The organism is Streptomyces sp. NPDC029956, from assembly GCF_055574655.1.
Map to the genome: position 1 here is coordinate 50,716 of NZ_JBVHZJ010000008.1, position 22,575 is coordinate 73,290.

Annotated in this window: 12 protein-coding genes; 6 read left to right on the forward strand and 6 right to left on the reverse strand. The window is 73.1% G+C overall.

The genetic code is table 11. The features are described 5' to 3' along the window. Positions 1 to 25: 25 nt before the first annotated feature. Positions 26 to 1,510, forward strand: a complete 1,485-nt coding sequence (locus tag ACZ4XX_RS08535; RefSeq protein WP_468507183.1) for a long-chain-fatty-acid--CoA ligase — start codon at positions 26 to 28, stop codon at positions 1,508 to 1,510. Between the two features lie 122 nt (positions 1,511 to 1,632). On the opposite strand, the gene ACZ4XX_RS08540 is transcribed toward ACZ4XX_RS08535, so the two are convergent. After that, positions 1,633 to 4,455, reverse strand: a complete 2,823-nt coding sequence (locus tag ACZ4XX_RS08540; RefSeq protein WP_468507184.1) for a M4 family metallopeptidase — start codon at positions 4,453 to 4,455, stop codon at positions 1,633 to 1,635. 146 nt (positions 4,456 to 4,601) lie between these two features. Here ACZ4XX_RS08540 and ACZ4XX_RS08545 point away from each other — a divergent pair, with 146 nt between their 5' ends. The 5 genes from ACZ4XX_RS08545 (at position 4,602) to ACZ4XX_RS08565 (ending at position 16,520) form a co-directional block, all read left to right on the forward strand. After that, positions 4,602 to 5,615, forward strand: a complete 1,014-nt coding sequence (locus tag ACZ4XX_RS08545; RefSeq protein WP_468507185.1) for a helix-turn-helix transcriptional regulator — start codon at positions 4,602 to 4,604, stop codon at positions 5,613 to 5,615. Positions 5,616 to 5,794: 179 nt separating this feature from the next. Beyond that, a complete protein-coding gene (locus ACZ4XX_RS08550) occupies positions 5,795 to 8,377 on the forward strand; it encodes a S8 family serine peptidase (protein WP_468507186.1) in 2,583 nt (860 codons plus the stop codon). Further along, positions 8,374 to 11,247, forward strand: a complete 2,874-nt coding sequence (locus ACZ4XX_RS08555) for an FG-GAP repeat domain-containing protein (protein WP_468507187.1) — start codon at positions 8,374 to 8,376, stop codon at positions 11,245 to 11,247. The genes ACZ4XX_RS08550 and ACZ4XX_RS08555 overlap by 4 nt, the downstream gene beginning before the upstream one ends. Positions 11,248 to 11,378: 131 nt before the next feature. Further along, the gene (locus ACZ4XX_RS08560; RefSeq protein ID WP_468507188.1) at positions 11,379 to 14,831 is read left to right on the forward strand and encodes an ATP-binding protein; all 3,453 of its coding nucleotides are present in this window, start codon (positions 11,379 to 11,381) and stop codon (positions 14,829 to 14,831) included. Between the two features lie 321 nt (positions 14,832 to 15,152). After that, positions 15,153 to 16,520, forward strand: coding sequence for an MFS transporter (locus ACZ4XX_RS08565; RefSeq protein WP_468507189.1), 1,368 nt, complete (start codon positions 15,153 to 15,155; stop codon positions 16,518 to 16,520). A 63-nt stretch (positions 16,521 to 16,583) separates the two neighbouring features. Here the strand turns inward: ACZ4XX_RS08565 and ACZ4XX_RS08570 are convergent, their stop codons facing one another. From ACZ4XX_RS08570 to ACZ4XX_RS08590, 5 genes are all read right to left on the reverse strand, one after another. Beyond that, positions 16,584 to 18,476: a helix-turn-helix domain-containing protein gene (locus tag ACZ4XX_RS08570; protein ID WP_468507190.1), complete on the reverse strand. Its 1,893-nt coding sequence runs from the start codon at positions 18,474 to 18,476 to the stop codon at positions 16,584 to 16,586. 154 nt (positions 18,477 to 18,630) lie between these two features. Beyond that, positions 18,631 to 19,473, reverse strand: coding sequence for a 3-hydroxybutyrate dehydrogenase (locus ACZ4XX_RS08575; protein ID WP_468507191.1), 843 nt, complete (start codon positions 19,471 to 19,473; stop codon positions 18,631 to 18,633). 55 nt (positions 19,474 to 19,528) lie between these two features. Next, complete coding sequence (locus tag ACZ4XX_RS08580; RefSeq protein WP_389030708.1) at positions 19,529 to 20,011, reverse strand: NUDIX hydrolase; 483 nt, start codon at positions 20,009 to 20,011, stop codon at positions 19,529 to 19,531. Between the two features lie 51 nt (positions 20,012 to 20,062). Further along, a complete protein-coding gene (gene lnt, locus ACZ4XX_RS08585; RefSeq protein WP_468507192.1) occupies positions 20,063 to 21,823 on the reverse strand; it encodes an apolipoprotein N-acyltransferase in 1,761 nt (586 codons plus the stop codon). An 84-nt stretch (positions 21,824 to 21,907) separates the two neighbouring features. Continuing rightward, positions 21,908 to 22,480: a hypothetical protein gene (locus ACZ4XX_RS08590; RefSeq protein WP_468507193.1), complete on the reverse strand. Its 573-nt coding sequence runs from the start codon at positions 22,478 to 22,480 to the stop codon at positions 21,908 to 21,910. Positions 22,481 to 22,575 lie beyond the last annotated feature (95 nt).

The window sequence follows — 22,575 nt, forward strand, 5'->3', positions numbered from 1 at the left end:
GTCCAGCCCTCAGAAGGACACCCTCATGAACCTCTCCGACCTCCTCGGCCGCAGTGCGGCCCGGTGCGGCCCGAGCATCGCGATCGAACTCGGCGACACGTCGCTGACCTACACCGCGCTCGACGAACTCGCGGGACGGACGGCCGCGCTGCTGACCGCCCGCGGTGTCGTGCCCGGCGACCGGGTCGGCCTCATGCTGCCCAACCTGCTGGAGTTCCCGGCCCTCTTCTACGGCGCGCTGCGCGCGGGCGCCGTCGTCGTCCCGATGAACCCGCTGCTGAAGGCGCGCGAGATCGCCCACTACCTCAGGGACTCGGGCGCGGTGCTGGTGTTCGCCCACGAGTCCCTCGTCGAGGAGGTGGAGGCGGGCCGCGCCGCCGCGGGAGCGCGGGTCGCGGTGGTCCCGATCGGGTCCGGCTCGCTCACCGGGCTGCTCGCCGACCACACCGAGCCCGTCACCACCTCGGTCGGCGCGGGCGACGACACCGCCGTCATCCTCTACACCTCCGGCACCACCGGCCTGCCCAAGGGCGCCGAGCTCACCCACACCAACCTCGGCCGCAACTCCGAGATAGCCGCCCGGGCGCTGTTCGACCTCACACCGGCGGACAACATGCTGGGCTGTCTGCCGCTGTTCCACACCTTCGGCCTGGTCGTGGCGATGAACACCGCCGTCACCGTCGGCGCCCGCCTCACCCTGCTCCCCCGCTTCGAGCCCGTGCTCGCGCTGCGGACCATCCAGGAGCGCGGGGTCACCATGCTCGCGGGTGTGCCGACGATGTACGCCGCCCTGCTCGGCACGCACGTCCAGGAGCCCGACGCGTACGACGTCTCCGCCCTGCGGCTGTGCGTCTCCGGCGGCGCCTCGCTGCCCGTCGAGGTCCTGCACGGCTTCGAGAAGGCCTTCGACTGCCTGCTCCTGGAGGGCTTCGGCATGTCCGAGACGTCTCCCGTCGCCTCCTTCAACCACCCGGACCGCCCGCGCAAGGCCGGGACGGTCGGCACGCCGATCGAGGGCGTCGAGCTGCGTCTTGCGGACGTCGTCGACGGTGTCGGCGAGCTGTGCGTGCGCGGACACAACGTCATGAAGGGGTACTGGGGCCGCCCGGAGGCCACCGCCGAGACGGTGAAGGACGGCTGGCTGTACACGGGGGACCTGGCCCGCGTCGACGAGGACGGCTACTACTCCATCGTCGACCGCAAGAAGGACCTCGTGATCCGCGGCGGCTACAACGTCTACCCGCGGGAGATCGAGGAGGTCCTGTACGAGCACCCGGCCGTCGCCGAGGCCGCCGTGATCGGGCTGCCCGACGACGTGCTCGGCGAGGAGGTCGCCGCCGCGGTCGCGCTGCGCCCCGGCGCCGAGGCGACCCCCGAGGAGCTGCGGGAGTTCGTGCGCGGCCAGGTCGCCGCGTACAAGTACCCCCGGGTGGTCTGGATCCTCGACGCGCTGCCCAAGGGCGCCACGGGCAAGATCCTCAAGCGGGAGATCGCAGCCACCCGTCCCTGACGTCCTGGCACGCCGAAGGGTCGCACCCGAAGCGCCGCACACCGAAGGGCCCGGCACCCCCTGGGGGAGCGCCGGGCTCTTCCTCTCGGTTACGGGCTACCGCGCGCCGGCGCCGGTCCGGATCAGCAGGTTCCGGCCGGGCGGTCGCGCATCACCAGGTCGGTGGAGCCGGTGGTGCCGTCCAGCCAGACCACCCGCTTGCCGGTGTCGGCGGCGGCGTAGACCTGGTCGCCGCGGTTGCAGGAGACCCGCTTCACGCCGCCCTTGCCGTCGGGCGCCACCTGGTACAGCTTGGGCAGGGTGGCGTTGGCCCAGGACGTGGCCGGCGGCAGCGAGGTGAGGGTGACTGCGTCGTCGGAAGCGGTCAGGGAGTAGCCGTAGACCGGGGCCTCGATGGCCTCGGGCAGGACGGTGACGGGGTTCGAGCCGTCGACGCCGGCCCGCTCCAGGGAGGCCTTGCCGCCGTCCGTGACGTCGGCGTCCCGCAGCCAGAAGACGCCGTCGTCGGTGATCGCGGTCTGGCCGATTCCCATCGTCTTGGCGGTGTCACCGGGCATCAGGGTAGTGGTGCCGGTCGCGGTGTCGAAGACCTCGGCGCCCAGGTGGTAGCCGTCGGGCTGCGACCACACCTTGGCGTAGGCGATCTTCCCGTCACGGACGGAGGGCAGGGCGGTGGCACGGTCGGCGCGGCCCTGGTCGACGGCGGTCCTGACGCCCGTCCTCATGTCGAAGTGCACGACGTGCTCCAGGCCGAACCTCGGGTCGAAGTCGGTGAAGACGATGTCGTCGCCGTCGACCGCGAGGGAGGCGGCGCTGATGCCGGCGTGGGCGACGGTCCTGACCACGCCGCCGGAGACCGCGCGGGCCTTGATGGCGATGGACGTGGAACCGTACTCGGCCCAGACGACGGTCTCTCCGTCGGTGTCGGCGTACACCTGGTAGTTGCCGGTGTTCCCGCTGACCAGCTCCGGGGTTCCCTTGCCGTCGGTGCGGCCGATCCACACCGAGTAGGGCTCCTCGCCGGAGGCGTTGGAACGGGAGACGGCGTACGTGCCGTTTCCGGCGCCGACGCCGGTGCCGGCGATGTTGACGCCGGTCATCAGCGTCTTCGTGTCGACGCCGAGGTCCCGCTCCCAGCCCTCGACGACACCATGGTCGTCGAACGCCTTGCTGACAGTCGCCAGTTGGCCCTTCGTCGCGCCCAGCTCCCGCGCGGCGGCGAGGACCGCCTCACGGCCGTCGGTGAAGCCGTCGAGCGGGGTCATGTAGGCGGACAGGGCGCGGTAGACGATCTCGTCGGCGAAGTCGTCGTCCAGGTTCTGCCGGATGTCCCACAACGCGCCGGAGAAGATGGTGGAGTTGAGGTGGACACCGCCGTTGTCGCCGCGGTAGGTGACGCCGATGAAGTCGTCCTGGGTGGTCGCGCCGTCGTCGAGGTCGCGCAGCGCGCAGTCGCGGGGCGCCATGGTGGTGCACAGGTCCTCGCCGAGGAGGGCCGTGTCGGGGTCGTCCATGGAGAGGCCGTTGGCCTCGACGTCGATGGCGTTGCCGAAGTAGTCGGCGATCGCCTCGTTCATGGCGCCGGACTGGCCGACGTACACGAGGTTCGCGGTGTGCTCGATGACTCCGTGGGTCATCTCGTGGCCGACGACGTCGGTGTCGGCGGAGAAGGTGCGGTAGTCGCCGCCACCCTGGCCGTACACCATCTTGGCCCCGTCCCAGAAGGCGTTGTTGAAGGGGCGGCCGTTGCTGACCACGCCGACGAGGGAGTTGACGAAGCCGGCCTTGCCGTCGAGGCCGTCCCGGCCGAACTTCGAGAAGTAGAAGTCGTAGACCTTCCCGGCCCCCCAATGGGCGTCGACGGCGCCCGAGTTCGTGAAGTCCTCGCCCAGGTCGGTCATGGCGGAGCGGAAGGTCTGGATGCCGCTGGGCCAGCGGCCCGACGCGGAGGAGGCCTCGCGGCCGCGGGCGTCGTAGGTGGACAGCAGGACGCCGCTGAAGGGGCTGGAGGCGGGCCGCTTGCTGTAGTCGATCATCTGGTAGACGCCGTCGGCGCCCTGGTACAGGTTCACCTCGGCCTTCTGACCGTTGTAGCGGGTGCCGGTGCCCTTGACGACGAGCTGTTGGGCGGTCGCGGTGGGCGCGTCGGCGGTGGCCGTCCCGTCCGTGGCGGTGCCGGCCGCCGTACCCGGCGTCGCGCCGAAGGTCTTGATCGAGCTGTACTGCATGACGGGGAAGCCCGAGCGGGCGTCGACGAACACCTCCTGCTTCACCGGCAGTCCGTCGACCGGGCCGGCGCCGGTGACGGTGATGTGCCGGGTGAGCACGCCCTTGCCCTGGGGGAGGACGGTCAGGCCCTGGACGGTGCCGGTGAGCGGGGCGGCCTGCTCGCCGGCCTGCGCCGGGCGCGTCAGCGGGCCGGTGCGGAGCTGCGCGGCGACGGCGGCCACCGCACGGTCGATCGCGGTCTTCTCGGAGACCGCGGGCTCCACCGTGCCCAGGTCGAGCTGGGTGAAGTAGCGGCCGGAGGTGCCGGTGACGGCCCGCTTGCCGGCCTTCTTCTCCATGCGGACGAGGTACTCGCCACCGAGGACCGGAATGCCCTGGTAGCGCTGTTGGAGGCGTACGGTCTCCCGGCCGCCCTCGCTCTCGGTGTCCGCGGCCACGAGGTCCTTCCCGGGGTCCGCGATGTGGTACCGGTCACGCTTGGCGGCGAGGTGGCCGCGGGCGGCGTCGGCCGCGCTGCCGTCGGAGGCGACGCCCTCGTCGAGGCCCGTGACGAGGGCCGGGGTGTCGGTGGCGGGTATCTCGTCGGCCGCGGACGGGGCGGTGTCCGCGTGGGCCGACGTGGTCGGCAGGAGCAGGGCGGCCGCGGCGAGAACGGCGGTGATTCCGGAGCCGGCGGCGGCACGACGGCGGCCGTACCGCGTGGGTGAGGTGCGCAAGGCGTTCCCTTTTCGAAGTGACGGGAGTCCTGAGGAATTGGGCACATCGAAGTACGCCGCGGCCGCCCGGACAACGGATCCTCCGTGCCGAATAGTGGACACCCTCACTTGTGTGTCGGGGACCGTTCGGGCGAAGATCCCTGCCCATGAACTGGCCTGACAGCAACTCCGACTGGGAAGAGCTCGGTCTCGGGCCCGATGAACTGACGCTCTACGAGGCCCTCCTGACGTCGCCGCGGCCCGCCTCGATCGCCGACCTCGCCCGGGCGGCCGGCCTGCTCCCTGACCGGCTACCGGCCGCTCTCGGCACGCTCGCGAACCAGGGTTTCGTCCTCCCCCCGACGCCCGGCGAGACCCTTCCGGGCGTGGTCCCGCCCGCCGCCGCACTGCGCAACCTGATCCATCTCCGCCAGGCCGAACTCCTCGGCCGCTCGGCCCGCCTGGAGGTCTTCAGCGCCTCTGTGGACCGGCTGGCCGCGCGGCTGTCCGGCGGCGTCCCCGACGAACGGGCCTCCGGCATCGAGACGGTGCGCGGCCGGGAGGCCATCGCCGCGCGGGTGCGGTCCCTGATGACCTCGGCCACCAGCGAGCTCGCCCTCCTCGACCGTCCGCCGTACGCGTCCCACGACGGCAGGGGGATGCCCGCCCCGCTCGCGGTCACCGATCTCGTGGAACGCGGCGTGACCGTACGGGTGGTGGTGGACCGCGACGGTCTCGACGCCCCGGGGCGGGTCCGGGGGCTGAACGAACTGGCCGGGCGGGGGGTCGAGATCCGGGTCGCCGCCGACCTGCCGACGAAGCTGATCGTGGTCGACGGGCGGGTCAGCCTGCTGCCCCCCACGGACGCGGCCGACCCCACCGCGTCGGCCCTGGTCGTCAAGGACGCCACCCTGCACCATGTGCTGGTACCGCTGTTCGCGTCGGTGTGGGACCGGGCGATGCCGATCGGGCGGGACGCGCGGGACGGCGTCACCCCGCAGGACCGCGAGATCCTGACGCTGCTGGCGTCGGGGCTGAAGGACGAGGCCATCGCCCGCCGCCTCGATGTGCACGTGCACACGGTCCGGCGCCGCATCAAGGCCCTCCTGCTGGTCCTCGACGCGGACACGCGTTTCCAGGCGGGAGTGCAGGCGCTGCGCAGGGGCTGGCTGACGGCCTGAGGGCGCCGGCGCCCGGGCGGGGGCGGCCTCCTCCTCTGTCGTCGTGCTCCCTCATGACTGCAGTAACGGACGAGTAACGCGGTCTTCCTAAGCTCCCCTCGGTGCCGGACGGCTCGTCCCGACAGGGTGGCGGGCCGCCCGTTCTCCCACCCCCGGAAAACACGCAGGAGCCCTTCCCCATGCCCCCCTCTGCCAGCTCATCACGGCCTCGCGCCGCACGGATCGTCCGGGCAGCCGCCGTCTCCGCGGCCTGCGCCGCCCTGACATCCCTCACCCTCGTGCCGGCCTCCCAGGCGGCGCCCTCGCGCACCATGGCGGCGCAGGGTGCGAACGCCGCCGCGCCGGTCGACCCGGCCGTCCTCTCCGCTGTTGGGAACGGTCACAGCGCGACCTTCTTCGTCGTCCTGAAGGACCGCGCCGATCTGTCCACGGCACGCACCGCCAAGGGCGACAAGGGCCGTGCCAAGGCCGCCTTCGCGGCCCTGCGGTCGCACGCCGACGCCGGCCAGAAGTCCCTGCGCGCCGTACTCGACAAGGACAAGGTCGGCTACGAGTCGTTCTGGATCACCAACGCGCTGAAGGTGACCGGCGACGCGAAGCTGGTCGAGAAGCTCGCCGCCCGCCCCGACGTCGCACGCATCCTGCCGGAGCAGGAGTACGCGGTCGACACCGAGGTCACCTCCCCGGCCGCGAACACCACCGCCGCCACGACCTCCGATGCCACCGCCGAGCCGGCGGAATGGGGCGTCAAGGACATCAGGGCCGACGAGGTCTGGTCCCAGTACGGCACCCGCGGCGAGGGCGTCGTCATCGCCAACATCGACACCGGCGTCCAGGGCAACCACCCGGCCCTCAAGACCAACTACCGGGGCTGGAACGGCACATCGGCCGACGACGACTACAACTTCTTCGACGCCACCGGCCAGTGCTCCGGCACCAGCCCCTGCGACGACAACGGCCACGGCACCCACACCATGGGCACCATGGCCGGCAGCGGCGGCATCGGCGTCGCGCCCGGCGCGCGCTGGATCGCCGCGAAGGGCTGCGAGGCCCGCTCCTGCTCGGACTCCAGCCTGCTCGCCGCCGGCCAGTGGATCCTCGCGCCGACCGACAGCAACGGCCAGAACCCCCGGCCCGAGATGGCCCCGGACATCGTCAACAACTCGTGGGGCGGCGGCCAGACCACCTTCTACGCGGACATCGTCGCCGCCTGGCGGGCGGCCGGCATCTTCGAGACCTTCGCCGCCGGCAACGACGGCGACGGCGTGACCTGTGCCACCGCCAACGCCCCCGGTACCCAGGCCGGTTCCTACGGCGTCGGCGCCTACGCCGCCACCGGCGCCATCGCCTCCTTCTCCGGCTTCGGCCCGTCGCTCGTCGACGGCTCGGCCAAGCCGAACATCTCCGCCCCCGGTGTCGACGTCCGCTCCGCCTGGCCCGGCAGCACCTACCGGCTGAGCAGCGGAACGTCGATGGCCGCGCCGCACGTCGCGGGCGCCGCCGCCCTGCTGTGGTCGGCCGCCCCGTCGCTCGCCGGGAACCTCGACGCCACCCGAGCGGTGCTGAACGACTCCGCCCGTGACGTGGACGACACCCACTGCGGCGGCACCGCCGACATGAACAACGTCTGGGGCGAGGGCAAGCTCGACGTCTTCGCCGCCGTCGACGCCGCCCCGCACACCTCCGCCATCGTGACCGGGGCCCTGACGGACTCCACGACGGGCAAGACCCTGGCGGGCGTCACCGTCACCGCCGCGAACACGGAGATCACCCGCACCACCGTGACCGGCGCGGACGGCTCCTACCGCCTCACCCTGCCGCCCGGCGCGTACACGCTCACCACGCGCGGCTACGGCTACCACGGCGGCACCGCCGCGCTCTCCCTGGAGGAGGGGAAGACCTCCGACGGCTCGCTGACCCTGAACCCGGTTCCGCACCACGCCGTGACGGGTACCGTCCTCGACGCCCAGGGCAGCCCCTTCGGCGGAGTGACAGTCCGTCTGACGGACGCGCCCGTCGCCGCGGTGACCACCGCCGCCGACGGCACGTTCGCCCTGCCCGACGTCGCCGAGGGCTCCTTCTCCCTCACCGCGACCCCGGCCGTGCCCGCCCTGTGCAACGGCGCCCACTCCGTTGCCCTCGGCGTCGACGGCGCCGAGACCCTGACGGTCCGCCTGCCGGCCCGTACGGACGCCTCCGGCACCACCAGCTGCGCCCCCGCCCCGTACTCGTGGGTGAAGGGCAGGACCACCGTCGCGCTCTCGGGTGACGAGGACGCCGCGACCGTCCAGCTGCCGTTCCCGGTCTCCTTCTACGGCGTCGACTACACCAGCCTGAGCGTCACGAGCAACGGCCTGGTCAACTTCCTCGCCCCGCGCCTCGGCGACTACGCCAACACCGACCTGCCGGCTGCCGCGCAGCCCAACGGCGTCATCGCCGCCTACTGGGACGACCTGCTGCTCGACCGCTCCTCCGCCGTGAGGACGACGGTCACCGGCAAGACCGGCAGCCGTGTCTTCACCCTCTCGTGGGAGAACGCGGCGCTCACCGCCACACCCTCGGTCCGCGTCAGCTTCCAGGTCCTCTTCGCCGAGGCCACCGGCGCGATCACCCTCCAGTACAAGGACATCGCCCCCGGCGGGGCCTCGGCCACCGTCGGCGTCGAGAACCAGTCCGGCACCGACGGCCTCGCCTACCTCTACGACCAGAACGTGCTGAAGAGCGGCACCGCCATCCGCTTCACCCAGGAGAGCACCCGATGAACTCCACCTCCCGACGCGGCGTGCGCATCGCCGGGGCCCTCGTCGCCGCCGGTCTCGCGCTGACCTGCGCGCCCGCCGTCCACGCCGAGGACGGCCAGGGGATCCTGACCCTCACCCAGGAGCAGGCCGACCTCCTCCAGGAGCAGACGCGGTTCGACCCGTACGCCTCCGCCGACACCGCCTCCACCGAGGAGACCCCGGCCGAGGACGACGGGACGGCCGACGGCACCGAAACCGGCACCGACACCGCCACCGGCGCCCTGAAGATCACCGAGACGGCCTCGATGGAGAGCGTCCGCGGCACCGGTGACACCGTCGCCCTGGAGGGCACGGACGGCGACTACCTCGCGATCAACAGCCTGGGCGTGATCCAGCGCCTCGACCGCGACGGCGAGACCGTCTGGTCCCGCACCAACTCCTCGTACTACGAGGACGACTGGAGCGTCACCCCGATCCGCCCCTGGCAGACCGAGGATTTCCCGGCCCGCGTGGTGATGGGCTACAACGCCGTCGACCCGTTCTCCGCCGTCTCCGCCCTCGGCTACGACACCGGGGACCTCAACGGCGACGGCGTCGCGGACCTCGCCGTCTCGCTGAGCGTCGGCGAGAGCCCGTACCGGCCGTTCACCAGCCCCGACAGCCCGCTCCAGTACGGCACGTTCGTCTCCGTGCTCGACGGCGCCACCGGCAAGACGCTGTGGACGAAGCTGTACGCCCGCGCCGGCGCCGTCCACCTCCAGGGCGACACGCTGATCGTGGGCGACTCCCCGGGCTTCAACACCAGCGCCCCGGCCGCCGCCACCGCCACCCTCCAGGCCATCCGGTTCACGAAGGGCGCCGACGGCACCCTGACGCAGGCGACCGCCTGGACGTACGACACGGGCGTCGGCGACAACGGATCATGGGGCGGGCTCCAGGAGCTGCCCGGAAACCTGCTGGCCGTCTCGTACAACGAGCGCAAGATGGCCGGCGCCCCCGGCAAGGGCCACACCCTGCTCCTCGACGTCACCGACGGCTCGGTGCGCTGGAGGCAGGACAGCCCCCTCTACTCGCGCCAGCTGCGCCACGACGCCGGCCGGAACCGCGTCGTCGCCGTGGAACAGGCGGACTACACCGACGGCGTGCGCTACGAGGTCGTCGCGTACGACGCCGCCGACGGCACGCGGACGGTCCTGGACTCCCGGATCAACGCGCTGCCGCTCGCTCTCGCCGTGGGCGACGTGCGCGGGGGCAAGCACGCCGAGTACGTCGTCAGCGAGTCGACGATCAGTGCCACCGACCAGATCAGCAGCAGCAGCGTGCGTGCGCTCGACGGCACGGCCGGAAGCCCGCAGCTGTGGTCGTACACGATCAAGCCGTCCGGCCTCGCCGGTGGCCCCGGCATCTGGGGCGTGAACATCGCCGACCGGAAGGTCGTCCTCAACATCCAGGAGGACCGCTGGAGGAGCGACGGGACGAACCGCACCGGCACCCGCCTCGCCCGGATCGCGACCCTCGACGGACGCTCCGGCACGATCGACTGGTCCCACGAGGGACTGGTGGGTTCCGGGATGTCCTCCCAGCTGTGGAAGGAGCGCGGCGCCTGGCACGTCCGCACGGTCGACGGCCAGCAGAACATCCTCGGCTACCGGCTGCGCGACGGCGCCGCCGACTCCGTGACGCCGCTGCGCGGCGACCTGTCCTTCGCCCGGGCGACCGACATCAACGGTGACGGCAAGAAGGACCTCGTCATGGGCGGCGAGTCCCGCGGCCTGTGGGCGTACGACGGCCCCTCCATGACCGCCGGACAGCCGAAACTGCTGTGGAAGGCCACACTCCCCGGCGCCGTCCACGGCATCGAACTCATCGACGCCGACGGCGACGGCCGCGAGGAACTCCTCGTCGCCGCCGACACGGCCGCCGCCGTCGTGAACAGCGCGGACGGCACGATCCGTACGACCGTCGACAGCGCCGGCCAGTACGTCCACACCGCCACCGGCGCCGACCTGGACGGCGACGGCAAGGACGAGATCGTCGTCCCGACCGACCAGGTGCGGGCCTACACGGGCACGGGCGAGAAGCTGTGGTCCTACGCGGCTCCGGCCGAGGACGTGGTGTTCTCGAACGCCGTCGTCACCGACGGCCGGGTCCACGTCCAGTGGAACTCGCGCGGCTCGCTCGCCGTCGCCGCGCCGTCCATCGACGGTGTCGCGCTCGACGCGCGCACCGGTACGGAGCTGTGGCGGGCCAAGCCGGCCAGCCCGGTCGCGGACAGCAGGCTCTGGGCCGCCGGACTGCGCAACGCTGTCTTCGCCTCCCCGGACATCCCCTACGCCGACGGGCACGCGGTCGTCCACACCTGGATCACCCGCACCCCCGGCTTCTGGCCGCTGGTCACCGAGATCCGCGACGGCCGCACCGGCGAGCTGCTGCACACGACCGTCGGCGGCGCGTTCCTGCTGCACGGCAACTTCTTCACCACGCCCGGCACACTGCACGGCACGGGCAAGGCGATCGTCCGCTCGTGGACGGCCGGGCAGGAGAACGTCATGAGCACCCTGCCCACCATCGACATGGGCGGCACGATGACGGGCCCCGGCGGCCGGAGCCTCTTCATCGGTTCCGGTCAGGACGGCGCCGCCTTCCTCTGGGACACCGACGCGCTCACCACTCCCTCGACGACGCACGTGAGCCCCATCGCGAGCTTCACTCCCGAGGGAGCCGAGCGGGCCCTCACGGCCGACCTCGACGGCGACGGGGTCGACGAGATCGTCGCCCTCTCCCCCGACCACTACGGCTACGACCGGGTGGCCGCCCTGTCCGGCGGCGGCTACTACCTCAACGGCAACGACATGCACATGACGGCGGTGGGGAGGATCACCTCCGGCTGACCCGCCCGTGGTGCGCCGGCCGCCCCGGCCACCGGGGCGCCACGCCCCCGGGGGCTCCTGTCCCCGGGGGCTCCTGTCCCCGGGGGCTCCGCCGGATCCCCACAGGTCACCCGGTTAAAGTGTCGACCCTCATGAACGCGGCACGACAGGACCAGGACGTCCAGCAGAACGAAGGCCACCGAACCCCTCTGCTTCGCCTGCGCCTTTTCGGGGGTTTCCGCGCGGACCGCGACGGCGGTCCTGAGCTGCCCCGGCGCTGGCCCCGCCCCAGCGCCCAGACGCTGGTGAAACTGCTCGCCGTCGTCCCGGGACACAGCCTCCACCGCGAACAGGTGCTGGAGATCTGCTGGCCGAACGCGACCCCGCAGGCGGCCGCCAGCAGTCTGCGGGTCGCCCTGCACGCCGCCCGGCACGCCCTGGAACCGGAGATCGCGCCGCGTGCCGCTTCGTCCTACCTCATATCCGACGGCACCCTCCTTCGTCTCGACCCGCACCGGGTGTGGATCGACGCCGACGAGGCCGAGCGGCTCTCCACCGGCGCGCTCGCCGGGACCGGTCCCGGGACCGGAGCCGACGCCCTGGCCGCCGCACTCGCCGCATTCGACGGCGGCGAGCTGCTCCCGGAGGACCGCTACGCCCCGTGGGCCGAGCAGCGCCGCGACGAGGTCGCCGCACTGCGGCGGCGGGTCCTGCTGGCCCTGTCCGAGAGGAGCCTGACCGCCGGGGCGTACGAGGACGCGGCGGACGCGGCGCGAAGGGTCCTGGCGGACGCGCCGGCCGAGGAACGCGCCCACCAACTGCTCATGGGCGCCTGCCTGGAGCAGGGACTGCACACCCAGGCGGTGCGCCAGTACGAACTCTGCCGGGACACCCTCGCAGCGGAACTCGGCATCGTCCCCGGGCCGGAGACAGAACGGCTGCGGCTACGCGCCATCCGCTCCACCACGGGCGCGGGGACACCGCCGGCAGCCACCACCGGCACGGCGCTGCCGGCCGCCGTGCGGGCGGCCGCGGACGGCACCCTGCACGGACGGGAGGATCTGCTGCGCGAGGTGCTCACCGCCACGCGCCGTCCGGTGGTCCTCCTCAGCGGAGAAGCCGGCATCGGAAAGACCCGCATGGCTGCCCAGGCAGCCCGTCGCCTCGCCGAAACGGGCACCACGGTGCTGTGGGGCGCGGCGCACGATGCCGAAGGACGCATGCCGTACGGTCCGTTCGTCGAGGCTCTGGACGGCTGGCTCGCCCGCCGCCCGCCTGCCGAGCGGACGAGGATCGGCGGCGCCTGCCCCGAACTGGCCCCCTTGCTGCCCTCGCTCCGGCCGGTCACGGGGCCCGCGCCGGCGATCGGCGCCGATCTTCCCCTCATGGGGAGCGAAGGCGCCGACATCGAGCGTGCCCGGCTCTTCCACGGCATCGAACGCCTGCTCGCGGAGATCGGGCAGGACGGTGGCGTGGTCGTCGTCCTGGACGACCTGCACGCCGCCGACACCGGTACGTACCACCTCCTGGCACGCGTGGCGCGGCGGGTCTCCGAGGAGGGTGACGGGTTCCGCTGCCGTTTCCTCGTGACCTGCCGCGACGACGAACCCGCCCCGGAGGCGGACCTCCTGCGTGTGGACAAGCTGATCCGGACGGGGCTTGCCCGGCGCATCGCCGTACCGCGTCTGGGCAGGCGGGACGCGCTCGCGCTGGTCCAGGACGTCAGGGCGCGGCTGGGGCTGCGAGACGACGACCGGGAGACGGACCGGGTGTGGCGGCTCTCCCTGGGCAATCCGCTGTTCACCGTCGAACTCGCCCACGCCCGGTCCGAGGACCGCGACGGGGCGTCCGGAGCACCGCCCGCGCCCCAAGGCGTCCGGCACCTGGTCGCCCAGCGGCTCCTGCGCCTGGGGGCCCCGGCCAGGCGCATGGCCGAGGTCGTCGCCGCCGCCGGGGGCACGGCCCCGCTGACCGAGGTCCTCGACGTGGCCCGGGACGGACTCCACCCGCCGCTCTCGGCGGCCGAGGCCACCGCGGCCCTCGAGGAGGCGGTGACCGCGTCCCTCCTCACCGAGCAGCAGGTCACCGCGGCAGGCAGGACCGTCACCGGACTCGCCTTCCGCCACCCCCTGCTCCGCCTCACTTGTTACGACCTCCTCACCCGGCTGCGCTCCCGCGGGCTCCACGCCGCCTGGACCGAAGCGCTGCTCCGGCACCGGCCGGACGACGTGGACGCCCTTGCACGGCACTTGGTGCGGGCCGAGGACGACCGGGCGGCGGACTACCTCCGCCGAGCCGCCGAACGGGCCGCCGCGCTGTACGCGAACGAAGCGGCGGAAGGGTACTACCGAGCGTTGACGCCCCTCGCCGCCGCCGACCCCCGGTCGGCCGCCGGCGTGGGCCTGGACCACGGTGTCCTGCTCCAGCGGATGTCCCGGTACAAGGCCGCCTGCGAGGTCCTGCGTGCGGCGCTCGACGCGGCGGACCGGGCCGGGGCGGCCGACACCGCCGTGGCGATCGCGGCCCGGCTCGCCGAGGCCCTGAACCGGGAGGGCGGGCAGGAGGAGGCCCTGGAGACACTCGACGCATGGAGTCCCGGCCCGTCGACCCCCTCGGACGCGGTGGCCGCCCACCGGCTGGCCCGCTCGGTCCTGCTCTTCGTCGCGGGGCGACACGTCGAGGCGGTGGAGTCCGCCGCGGCATCGGAGGAGGCCGCCGCGGAGGTGCCGGGCCGGACCGGCAGGCGGGCCCTCGGGCGTGCCCTGGCCCAGCAGGCCGCGGCCCTCGGGATGGTCCAGCGCCTGCGGGAGTCACAGGGCGTCGCGGAACGGGCCCTGTCGCACGCGACGGCAGGGGGCGACCTGGAAGGGGAGACCCTCGTGCTGTCGATCCTCCGGGAGAACGCCCGGAGGATGGGTCGGCTTCCCGAGGCGGTTTCCTACGGCGAGCGTGCGACCCGACTGGCCGACCGGGTCGGCAGCCCGGAGGCCGGCGCCTTCGAGCGCACCAATCTGGCGGAGCTGTATCTGCTCCTCGGCCGGGACGCGGAGGCCGAGGAGTTCGCCGTTTCCGCGGAGAGGACGGCCCGCGAGCACGCGCCGCGCACCCTTCCGTACGCTCTGACCGTCCTGGCCCGGACCCGTATGGCCGGGAATCCGGAGGAGGCGCGGGCCTTCCTCGCGAGCGGCGAGGAGTGGGCGGGCAGGACGGGAGACCGGCAGGCGCTCGACGAAGTGCGGCTGGCCTCCGCCGAACTCGCCCTGCGCGACGGTCGTCCGGACGGCGCTCTGGAACTCCTCGGCCGTATCCCCGCCGCCCCGCGGGCGGCCTGCCTGAAGGGATGGGCGCTGCTGCGGACGGGCCGTCACGAGGAGGCCGTCGCGCTCATGGAGCGGGAGGCTTCGAGCGCCGGGGAGGCGGGGCAGGAACTGCTCGTCGTGGAGGCGACCGCGGTCCTCGCGCTCGCACTCGGTCTCTCCGGTGAGGCGGACCGCGCCGCTTCCGCGTTCGCCGAAGCCCGCGCGAGGGCCGAAGCCCTGCCGTACCCGTCGGGTCTCGCCCGAGTCCGGGCCGCCCGAGAGGCCCTTCTCGCCGCACGCTCCTGAGCCCGCGGTCGCTCTTCGGTCCCGCAGGGGCCAAGCTACGGCCGTGGCACGACCCCCCAGAGATGTCGGAGTTCAACGCGGCGTAGTCAGCACCAAACCCGTCAGCACCGCACCACCAGAACGTGCCCGATCAGCGCAACCCGGACAGCCCCTCTCGAGGCACCTCTCGGGCCCACGGCAGGGTCGCAACAGCGGGCCATGGCGGCCGGACGCATGCGGGGGCGCCGAACTATGGTGTCCCACCACATACGCCCCTGACCTGCGGCTTCCTACGGTGTGGCGACACCGAATCGTCCCCGTACCCGCCTGGAAGTGGTGCACATGGCCGCCGCAACAACCTCCCCGACGCCACCCGGTTCGCTCAAGCGGATCGTCGCCGCCAGCCTCATCGGCACCACCATCGAGTGGTACGACTTCTTCCTGTACGGGTCCGCCGCCGCTCTCGTGTTCAACAAGCTGTTCTTTCCCGATTCCGATCCGCTCGTCGGGACGCTGCTGTCCTTCCTGACATACGCGGTGGGGTTCGCCGCCCGGCCCCTCGGGGCGCTGGTGTTCGGGCACTACGGCGACCGCCTCGGGCGGAAGAAGCTGCTGGTGCTCAGCCTGCTGCTGATGGGTGGGGCCACCTTCGCGATCGGACTGCTGCCGACGCACGCGACCGTCGGGTCCGCCGCCCCGGTGCTGCTGACCGTGCTGCGGCTCGTGCAGGGGTTCGCGCTCGGTGGTGAGTGGGGCGGGGCCGTCCTGCTGGTGTCCGAGCACGGGGACGCCAAGCGTCGCGGGTTCTGGGCCTCGTGGCCGCAGACCGGTGCGCCGGCCGGTCAGCTGCTCGCGACCGGTGTGCTGTCGGCGCTGACCGCGCTGCTCTCCGACGCCGCCTTCGCCTCGTGGGGCTGGCGCATCCCCTTCCTGCTCTCCGGTGTGCTCGTGATCGTCGGCCTCTGGATCCGGCTGTCCGTCGACGAGTCGCCCGTCTTCAAGGCGGCCCTCGCCGCCGCCGAGGAGCGCAAGGCCGTCGCCGGGCAGGTCGAGAAGATGCCGCTGGTCGCCGTGTTGCGGCACCACTGGCGGGACGTGCTGATCGCGATGGGCGCCCGCATGGCGGAGAACATCTCGTACTACGTGATCACCGCGTTCATCCTGGTCTACGCGACGACCGAGGTCGGACTCTCCAAGCAGACCGCCCTGAACGCCGTACTCATCGGCTCCGCCGTCCACTTCGCCGTGATCCCGCTCTGGGGCGCGCTCTCCGACCGCCTCGGCCGCCGTCCCGTGTACCTGATCGGCGCGATCGGTGTCGGCGCCTGGATGTTCCCGTTCTTCACGCTCATCGACCGGGGCACCTTCGGCTCCCTGCTGCTCGCCGTGACGGTCGGCCTGGTCCTCCACGGGGCGATGTACGCGCCGCAGGCCGCCTTCTTCTCCGAGATGTTCGCGACCCGGATGCGGTACTCCGGTGCCTCCATCGGCGCCCAGTTCTCCTCCGTCGCCGCGGGCGCGCCCGCCCCGCTCATCGCGACCGCGCTCCTCGCCGACTACGGCGACTCGACGCCGATCGCCCTGTACGTGATCGCCGCCGCGCTGCTCACGGTGATCGCCATCGCCTGCGCCAAGGAGACCCGCGACCGTGACCTCGGGGAGATCGAGGAGCGGACCGCCGCCGACGCCAAGGTCGGCGCCGACGCCTGAGTTCCCGGACCGTCGTGGACGGCCCGGTGCCCCGCTCGTGACGAGCGGGGCACCGGGCCTTTCTCACGTGGCCGTCACCGCGTCGGCCAGTGCGTGGAGACGCAGTGCCAGCTGGATCTCCAGCGCGCGGGCCGGGGACTGCCAGTCCGGGCCGAGGAGGCGGCCGACCCGTTCCAGGCGCTGGGCCACCGTGTTGACGTGGACGTGGAGTTCGTCCTTGGTCCGGGCCGGGCTCATGCCGCTCGCGAAGTACGCGTCCATGGTGCGTATGAGGTCCGTGCCCCGGCGCCGGTCGTACGCGACGACCTGGCCCACCGTCCGGTCGACGAAGCCGTCGATGTCCCGGCTGTCGGCGAGCAGCAGCCCGAGGAAGCCGAGGTCCTCCGCCGCGGCGCCCTGGCCGGAGCGGTGCAGGAGCCGGAGCGCGTCGAGGCAGCGGCGGGCCTCCTCGTACGCGACGGCCACCTGGTCCGGGTGGTCCAGCGGCGCCCGTACGGGGGCGGAGGCGCCCACGGTGACGGGTTCGCGCAGGGTGCCGCCGAGGCTGCGCGCGGTCTGCCGGGCGAGTTCGGCGGCGCTCTCGCCGGGGCCGAGGGGCAGCAGCAGGACCGTTCCGCCGTCGCGGGCCGAGGCGAGTCCGTGACGCGTGGCGGCCAGGTGGGTGGCCGCCGACCAGAGGCGTTGGCGGTCGGCGCTCTCGCGGCCGCCGGCGTCCGGATCGGCCGTGCCGCCGGCCCGGTCGATCCGCGCGGCGAGCACCACGTGCGGGGCTTCGCTGTCGGTACGGAGCCGGGCGGCGCGCTCCTTGAGCAGCCGCCGGTCGCGGTCGGGCGCGTCGAGGAGGTCGTCGAGGAGTTCGCCGCGTACCCGCTGTTCGGCCTCCCCGGCGGAACGGCGGGCGAGCAGGAGGAGGGAGGTGACGAGTGCGGCGCGCTCCAGGGTGCGCTGGTCGACCGGGTCGAGGTCCGGCTGGCCGTGCAGCACGAGGGCGCCGAGGGTCTCGCCGCCGGCGGAGACGGCGGCGACCCAGTCGTCGCCCTCGCGGACGGCGTGGCCCCCGGCGCGGCGGGCCGTTCCGGCGCCCTCCTCGGTGAACTCCACCGTTCCGCCGAGGACCTCGGAGACGGCGTGGGCCACGTCGTGGACACCGCCGCCGTGCAGGACGAGCTCGGAGAGCCGGTCGTGGACCTCCGAGGCGCGCTCGATGACGCCGCTGTGCTCACGGATGATGTCGTTGGCGCGCTCCAGCTCGGCGAGGGCCGAGCGGGTCTCCGCGAGGAGGTTGGCCGTGTCGATGGCGACGGCGGCGTGCGCGGCGAAGGAGCAGAGCAGCGCGACCTGCTCGCGCTCGAAGACCCTGGCCCTGCGGTCGGCGGCGAAGAGGACGCCGATGACCTGGCTGCCGAGGCTGAGCGGTACGCCGAGGATGGCGACGAGGCCCTCGTCCCGTACCGCCGTGTCGATCGTCCTGGTGTGCTGGAAGCGCGCGTCGCCGAAGTAGTCGTCCGTGACGTACGGGCGGGCGGTCTGGGCGACGAGCCCGCCGAGGCCCTCGCCCATGCCCAGGCGCACCTGCTGGAAGCGCGCGGAGACGGAGCCCTCGGTGACCCGCATGTACGTGTCGCCCGCGGCCGGGTCGTTGAGGCTCAGGTAGGCGACCTCGGTGCCGAGGAGCGAGCGGGCGCGCTGGACGATGGCGCGCAGCACGGCGTCGAGGTCACGCAGTCCCGCGAGGTCGTGGGCGGTCTCGAAGAGCGCGGACAGTTCGGCCTCGCGGCGCCGCCGCCCCTCCAGCTCGGCCCGGACCCGCAGGGCGAGCTGTTTGGCCTCTTCGAGCTCGGCCAGCGCCTCGGGGCCCGCGCCGCTCGCACGGGCGAGCAGCACGGGCCGGTCGTAGGCCTCCGTCGCGGCTCCTCTGGCGAGGAGTTCGAGATAGGAGACGGGTTCGTGGGACATGGACACAGGGATACCTGCCGAACGTGTGGTCGCACCACCCCTGTGGACGACCTTCACGGGGAAGCAGGGACACCGGGGACGCCGGGGGCAGGGGCCCCTGAGGCGCCGGGCAGGGGCCTCCGAGGCTCCGGGGCAGGGGCCTCGGGGGCGTCCCTCAGTGGGCGGTCCAGCCGCCGTCGAGCGTGAGGGAGGTACCGGTGATGAACGAGGCCTGGGAGGTGCAGAGGTAGAGCACGGCCTCGGCGACCTCGTCCGGCTCGATGAGCCGCTTGAGCGCCGAGTCCTTCAGCAGGACCTCGGTGAGGACGCGCTCCGGCGGAATGCCGTGGGCGGCGGCCTGGTCGGCGATCTGCCGTTCGACGAGCGGGGTGCGCACATAGCCGGGGTTGACGCAGTTGGAGGTGACCCCGTGCGGGGCTCCTTCGAGGGCGGCGGTCTTGGAGAGGCCCTCCAGACCGTGTTTGGCCGCCACATACGCGGATTTGAAGGCGGAGGCCCGCAGCCCGTGGACGGAGGAGATGTTGACGATCCGGCCCCAGCCCTGGGCGTACATGTGCGGCAGGGCGCCGCGGATCAGCCGGAAGGGCGCTTCCAGCATGACCGTGAGCACGGTGTGGAAGACGTCAGGCGGGAACTCCTCGATGGGGCGGACGAGCTGGAGCCCGGCGTTGTTGACGAGGATGTCGGTGCCGTCGGCCGCGGCCTCGGCGGCGTCCAGGTCGGTGAGGTCGAGGAGCCGGGGTTCGAGGCTCCCGGGGAGCTCGGAGGCCTCCTCGGCGAGGGTCTCCAGGCCTTCGGCCGCCCGGTCGACGGCTCTGACCCGGGCCCCCGCGGCGGCGAGCCGCAGCGCGCAGGCGCGTCCGATGCCGCCGGCCGCGCCGGTGACGAGCGCGGTGCGGCCGGTCAGGTCGAGGACGACGGCGCGGGGCCGGGGTGCGGCGGCGGGTGGACCGGGGTCCGACACGGCACCGAGGGGGGCGGTGATGGGGGCGCTCATGCTCCGCACCCTATGAACCGTCCACTCCCCCACCGATGTGTTCCGGGCCCATAGTTCAGCTGGTTGCCGTGGTGCGGAACCATGTGGGTTCGTCGGCCAGCGCCTTCTCGATCCGCAGCAGCGAGAAGCGCTTCATCTCGGGCAGGTCGTTCACGTCGAACCAGCCGACCTCGGTGGACTCGTCGTCGTTGACCCGCGCCTCGCCGCCCACCGCACGGCAGCGGAAGGAGACGTCCAGGAACTGGCACTGGTCGCCGTTGGGGTAGACGACGGGCTTACGAAGGGTCTCGACGAGCACGATCCGCTCGACCTCGCAGTGCACGGCCGTCTCCTCGAAGACCTCCCGCACCGCGCAGTCGGCGGGCTGCTCGCCGGGCTCGACGATGCCCCCGATGACCGCCCAGCGTCCGTTGTCGGCGCGCCGGCCGAGCAGCACCCTGCCCCGGTCGTCGAAGACGACCGCGCTCACTCCGGGCAGGAAGAGGAGCTGGTGGCCGGCTGTCTCGCGCAGGGCCCGGATGAAGTCAGGGGTAGCCATGCACCGACCCTAGATCATCTGCGGGCCCCGCCACCGGGGAGGAAGGTCCCTCTACTCCGCCCCGGTGCGCCGGGCGCGTACCGAACGGAGGGCCGACCAGCCGAGACCGACGGCCGCGAGCGCCACGAGGAGGGCCTCCGGCAGGGTGCCCATCCGGGTCGCCGGGGTCAGCGAGGAACGCAGCGGCACCTTCTCGACCAGGACGTCCGGGGTGAACATCTTCGTCTCCGCGACGATCTCGCCGTCGGGGCGGATGACCGCGCTGACCCCGCTGGTGACGGGCACGACCACCGACCGGCTGTGCTCGACGGCCCGCACCCGCGACATCGCGAGCTGCTGGTAGGTCATCTCGCTGCGGCCGAAGGTGGCGTTGTTGCTGGGGACGCTGATGAGCTGGGCGCCATGGGTGACCGTGTCGCGCACGGCCCAGTCGAAGGCCGCCTCGTAACAGGTGGCGAGGCCCACCTTCGTACCGGCCAGGTCGAAGACCCCGACCTCGGTGCCGGCGCCGAAGTCACGGCTCACCCGGTCGACGTTGCTGTTGAAGATGCGGACCAGGGGCCGCATCGGGATGTACTCGCCGAAGGGCTGGACGTGCCGCTTGTCGTAGGTGGCGACGGGGCCGCGGTCCGGGTCCCACTCGATCAGCGTGTTGCGGAGCTTGCCGGTCTCGGGGGCGATGACCGCGCCGACCACGGTCGGCGCGCCGATCGCGCGGACGGCGCCGTCGATGACCTCGGCCGCGTCCGCGTTCGCGTACGGGTCGATGTCCGAGGAGTTCTCGGGCCACAGCACGAAGTCGGGCTGCGGCGCACGGCCGGCCTTGACGTCCGCGGCGAGTTCGCGGGTGCGGGCGACGTGGTTGTCGAGGACGGCCCGGCGCTGGGAGTTGAAGTCGAGGCCGAGGCGGGGCACGTTCCCCTGGACGGCGGCGACGGTGGCGGTGCCGTCCTCGGCCGAGTCGTCGACGAGCGGCAGCGCCGCGAGGGCGCCGGTCACCGGGACGAGCACGGCGAGCGCGGCGGCCACCAGCGGGCCGCGCGGGAGGGTACGGGGGCGGGCGCCGGCGGTTGCTTCGAGCCCGGTGCCGGTGCGCCCGGCGAGTCCGCCGCCCGCGCCGTTCGCGCCTTCCGCGCCGTTCATGCCGTTCGTGCCGGCGTCGGTGGCGGTGGGGGCCTCGGCGTCCTCGTCGCGGACGGAGGCGGTCGCCGTCCCGGCGGACCGGCGGGCCTGGATCTGGCGGTACGTCTCGTACAGGCCGAAACCGCAGAGGGCGACGGCGAAGCCGAGCACCGGTGTGCCGCCCACGGCGGCCAGCGGCAGGAACAGCCCGTCCGCCTGTCCGAAGGCGATCTTGCCCCACGGGAAGCCGCCGAAGGGCACGCGCGCGCGTGCCGCCTCCGAGAGGATCCACACCCCGGCGGCGAAGAAGGGCCACCACGGGAGGCGGGAGACCGCCGCGATGCCGAGGCCGGCGAGCGCCACGAACAACGCCTCGAGGGCGGCCAGGGCGAGCCAGGGCCCCGGGCCGACCTCCTCACCGGTCCAGATGAGGAGCGGCAGCAGGAACCCGAGCCCGGCGAGGTATCCGAGGCCGAATCCGGCGCGGAGCCGGCGGCCCCTCAGGCTCCAGCCGAGCAGGGCGAAGGCGGGCAGCGCGAGCCACCACAGGGGACGCGGCGGGAAGCTCAGGTAGAGCAGGAGCCCGGACAGCAGAGCCGCCCCGGGCCGTACGAACCGTCGCAGCCGGGAAGCCGGCGTGGGGGCGGTGTCGGCTGGGGACGCGTCGACGGGGGTGATGGTGGCGCTCACCTTGCGGAGTCTACGGGTCGTTCCTGTCGACGGAGCAGAGCGGGCGGGCCGGGCGTGGGGCCCGGAGAGCCGCTCCGGCTCAGGTCACACGGGCCGGCCGGTCGGCGTGGGCGGTGCGGGCGGGGTCACGTCGCGGAGCCGGTCGCGGATGACGCGGACGGCGGATTCGGCGTCGTCGACGGTGACGGTGAACGTCCGTCCGTCGCCGAGGCGCAGGATCAGGCCCTCGCCCCGCCGGACGACCACGGCCGTGCCCTTCTCGGGGCGCCAGCGGTAGCCCCAGCCGCCCCAGTGGCGCGGGGTGACGCTCGGCTCGAAGTCGGCGCCGACGACCTGGGAGAGGAGGATGCGGCGGCGCGGCACGCCGATGTGGCCGCAGCGGACCTCCATGGCGCTGTCGTCGACCTTCACGGCCACATGGACGAAGGCGAGCGTGCCGAAGAGCACGAGCAGTCCGACGGCGACGCAGCCGATCACGGCCATCAGCAGGGGCGCGATGCCCGAGGTCCAGGCCGACTCGACGGCAAGGGCGATGCCGAGGGCCATGCAGGCCGCACCGGCGGCCGCCGCGACCCACTGGAAGCGGTTGGTGGCGCGGCCGGTCCAGACGGCGGGCGTCCGCTTGTCGGTGTACTGATTCCGGGCATGGTCCCTCATATCGGGAAGAGTACCCAGGATCGCCCGGAACAGCGCGACGGAACGAGGTCACCCGCGCACGCTCGGTGATCGCCATGGGGGCAGCGGCCGGGACG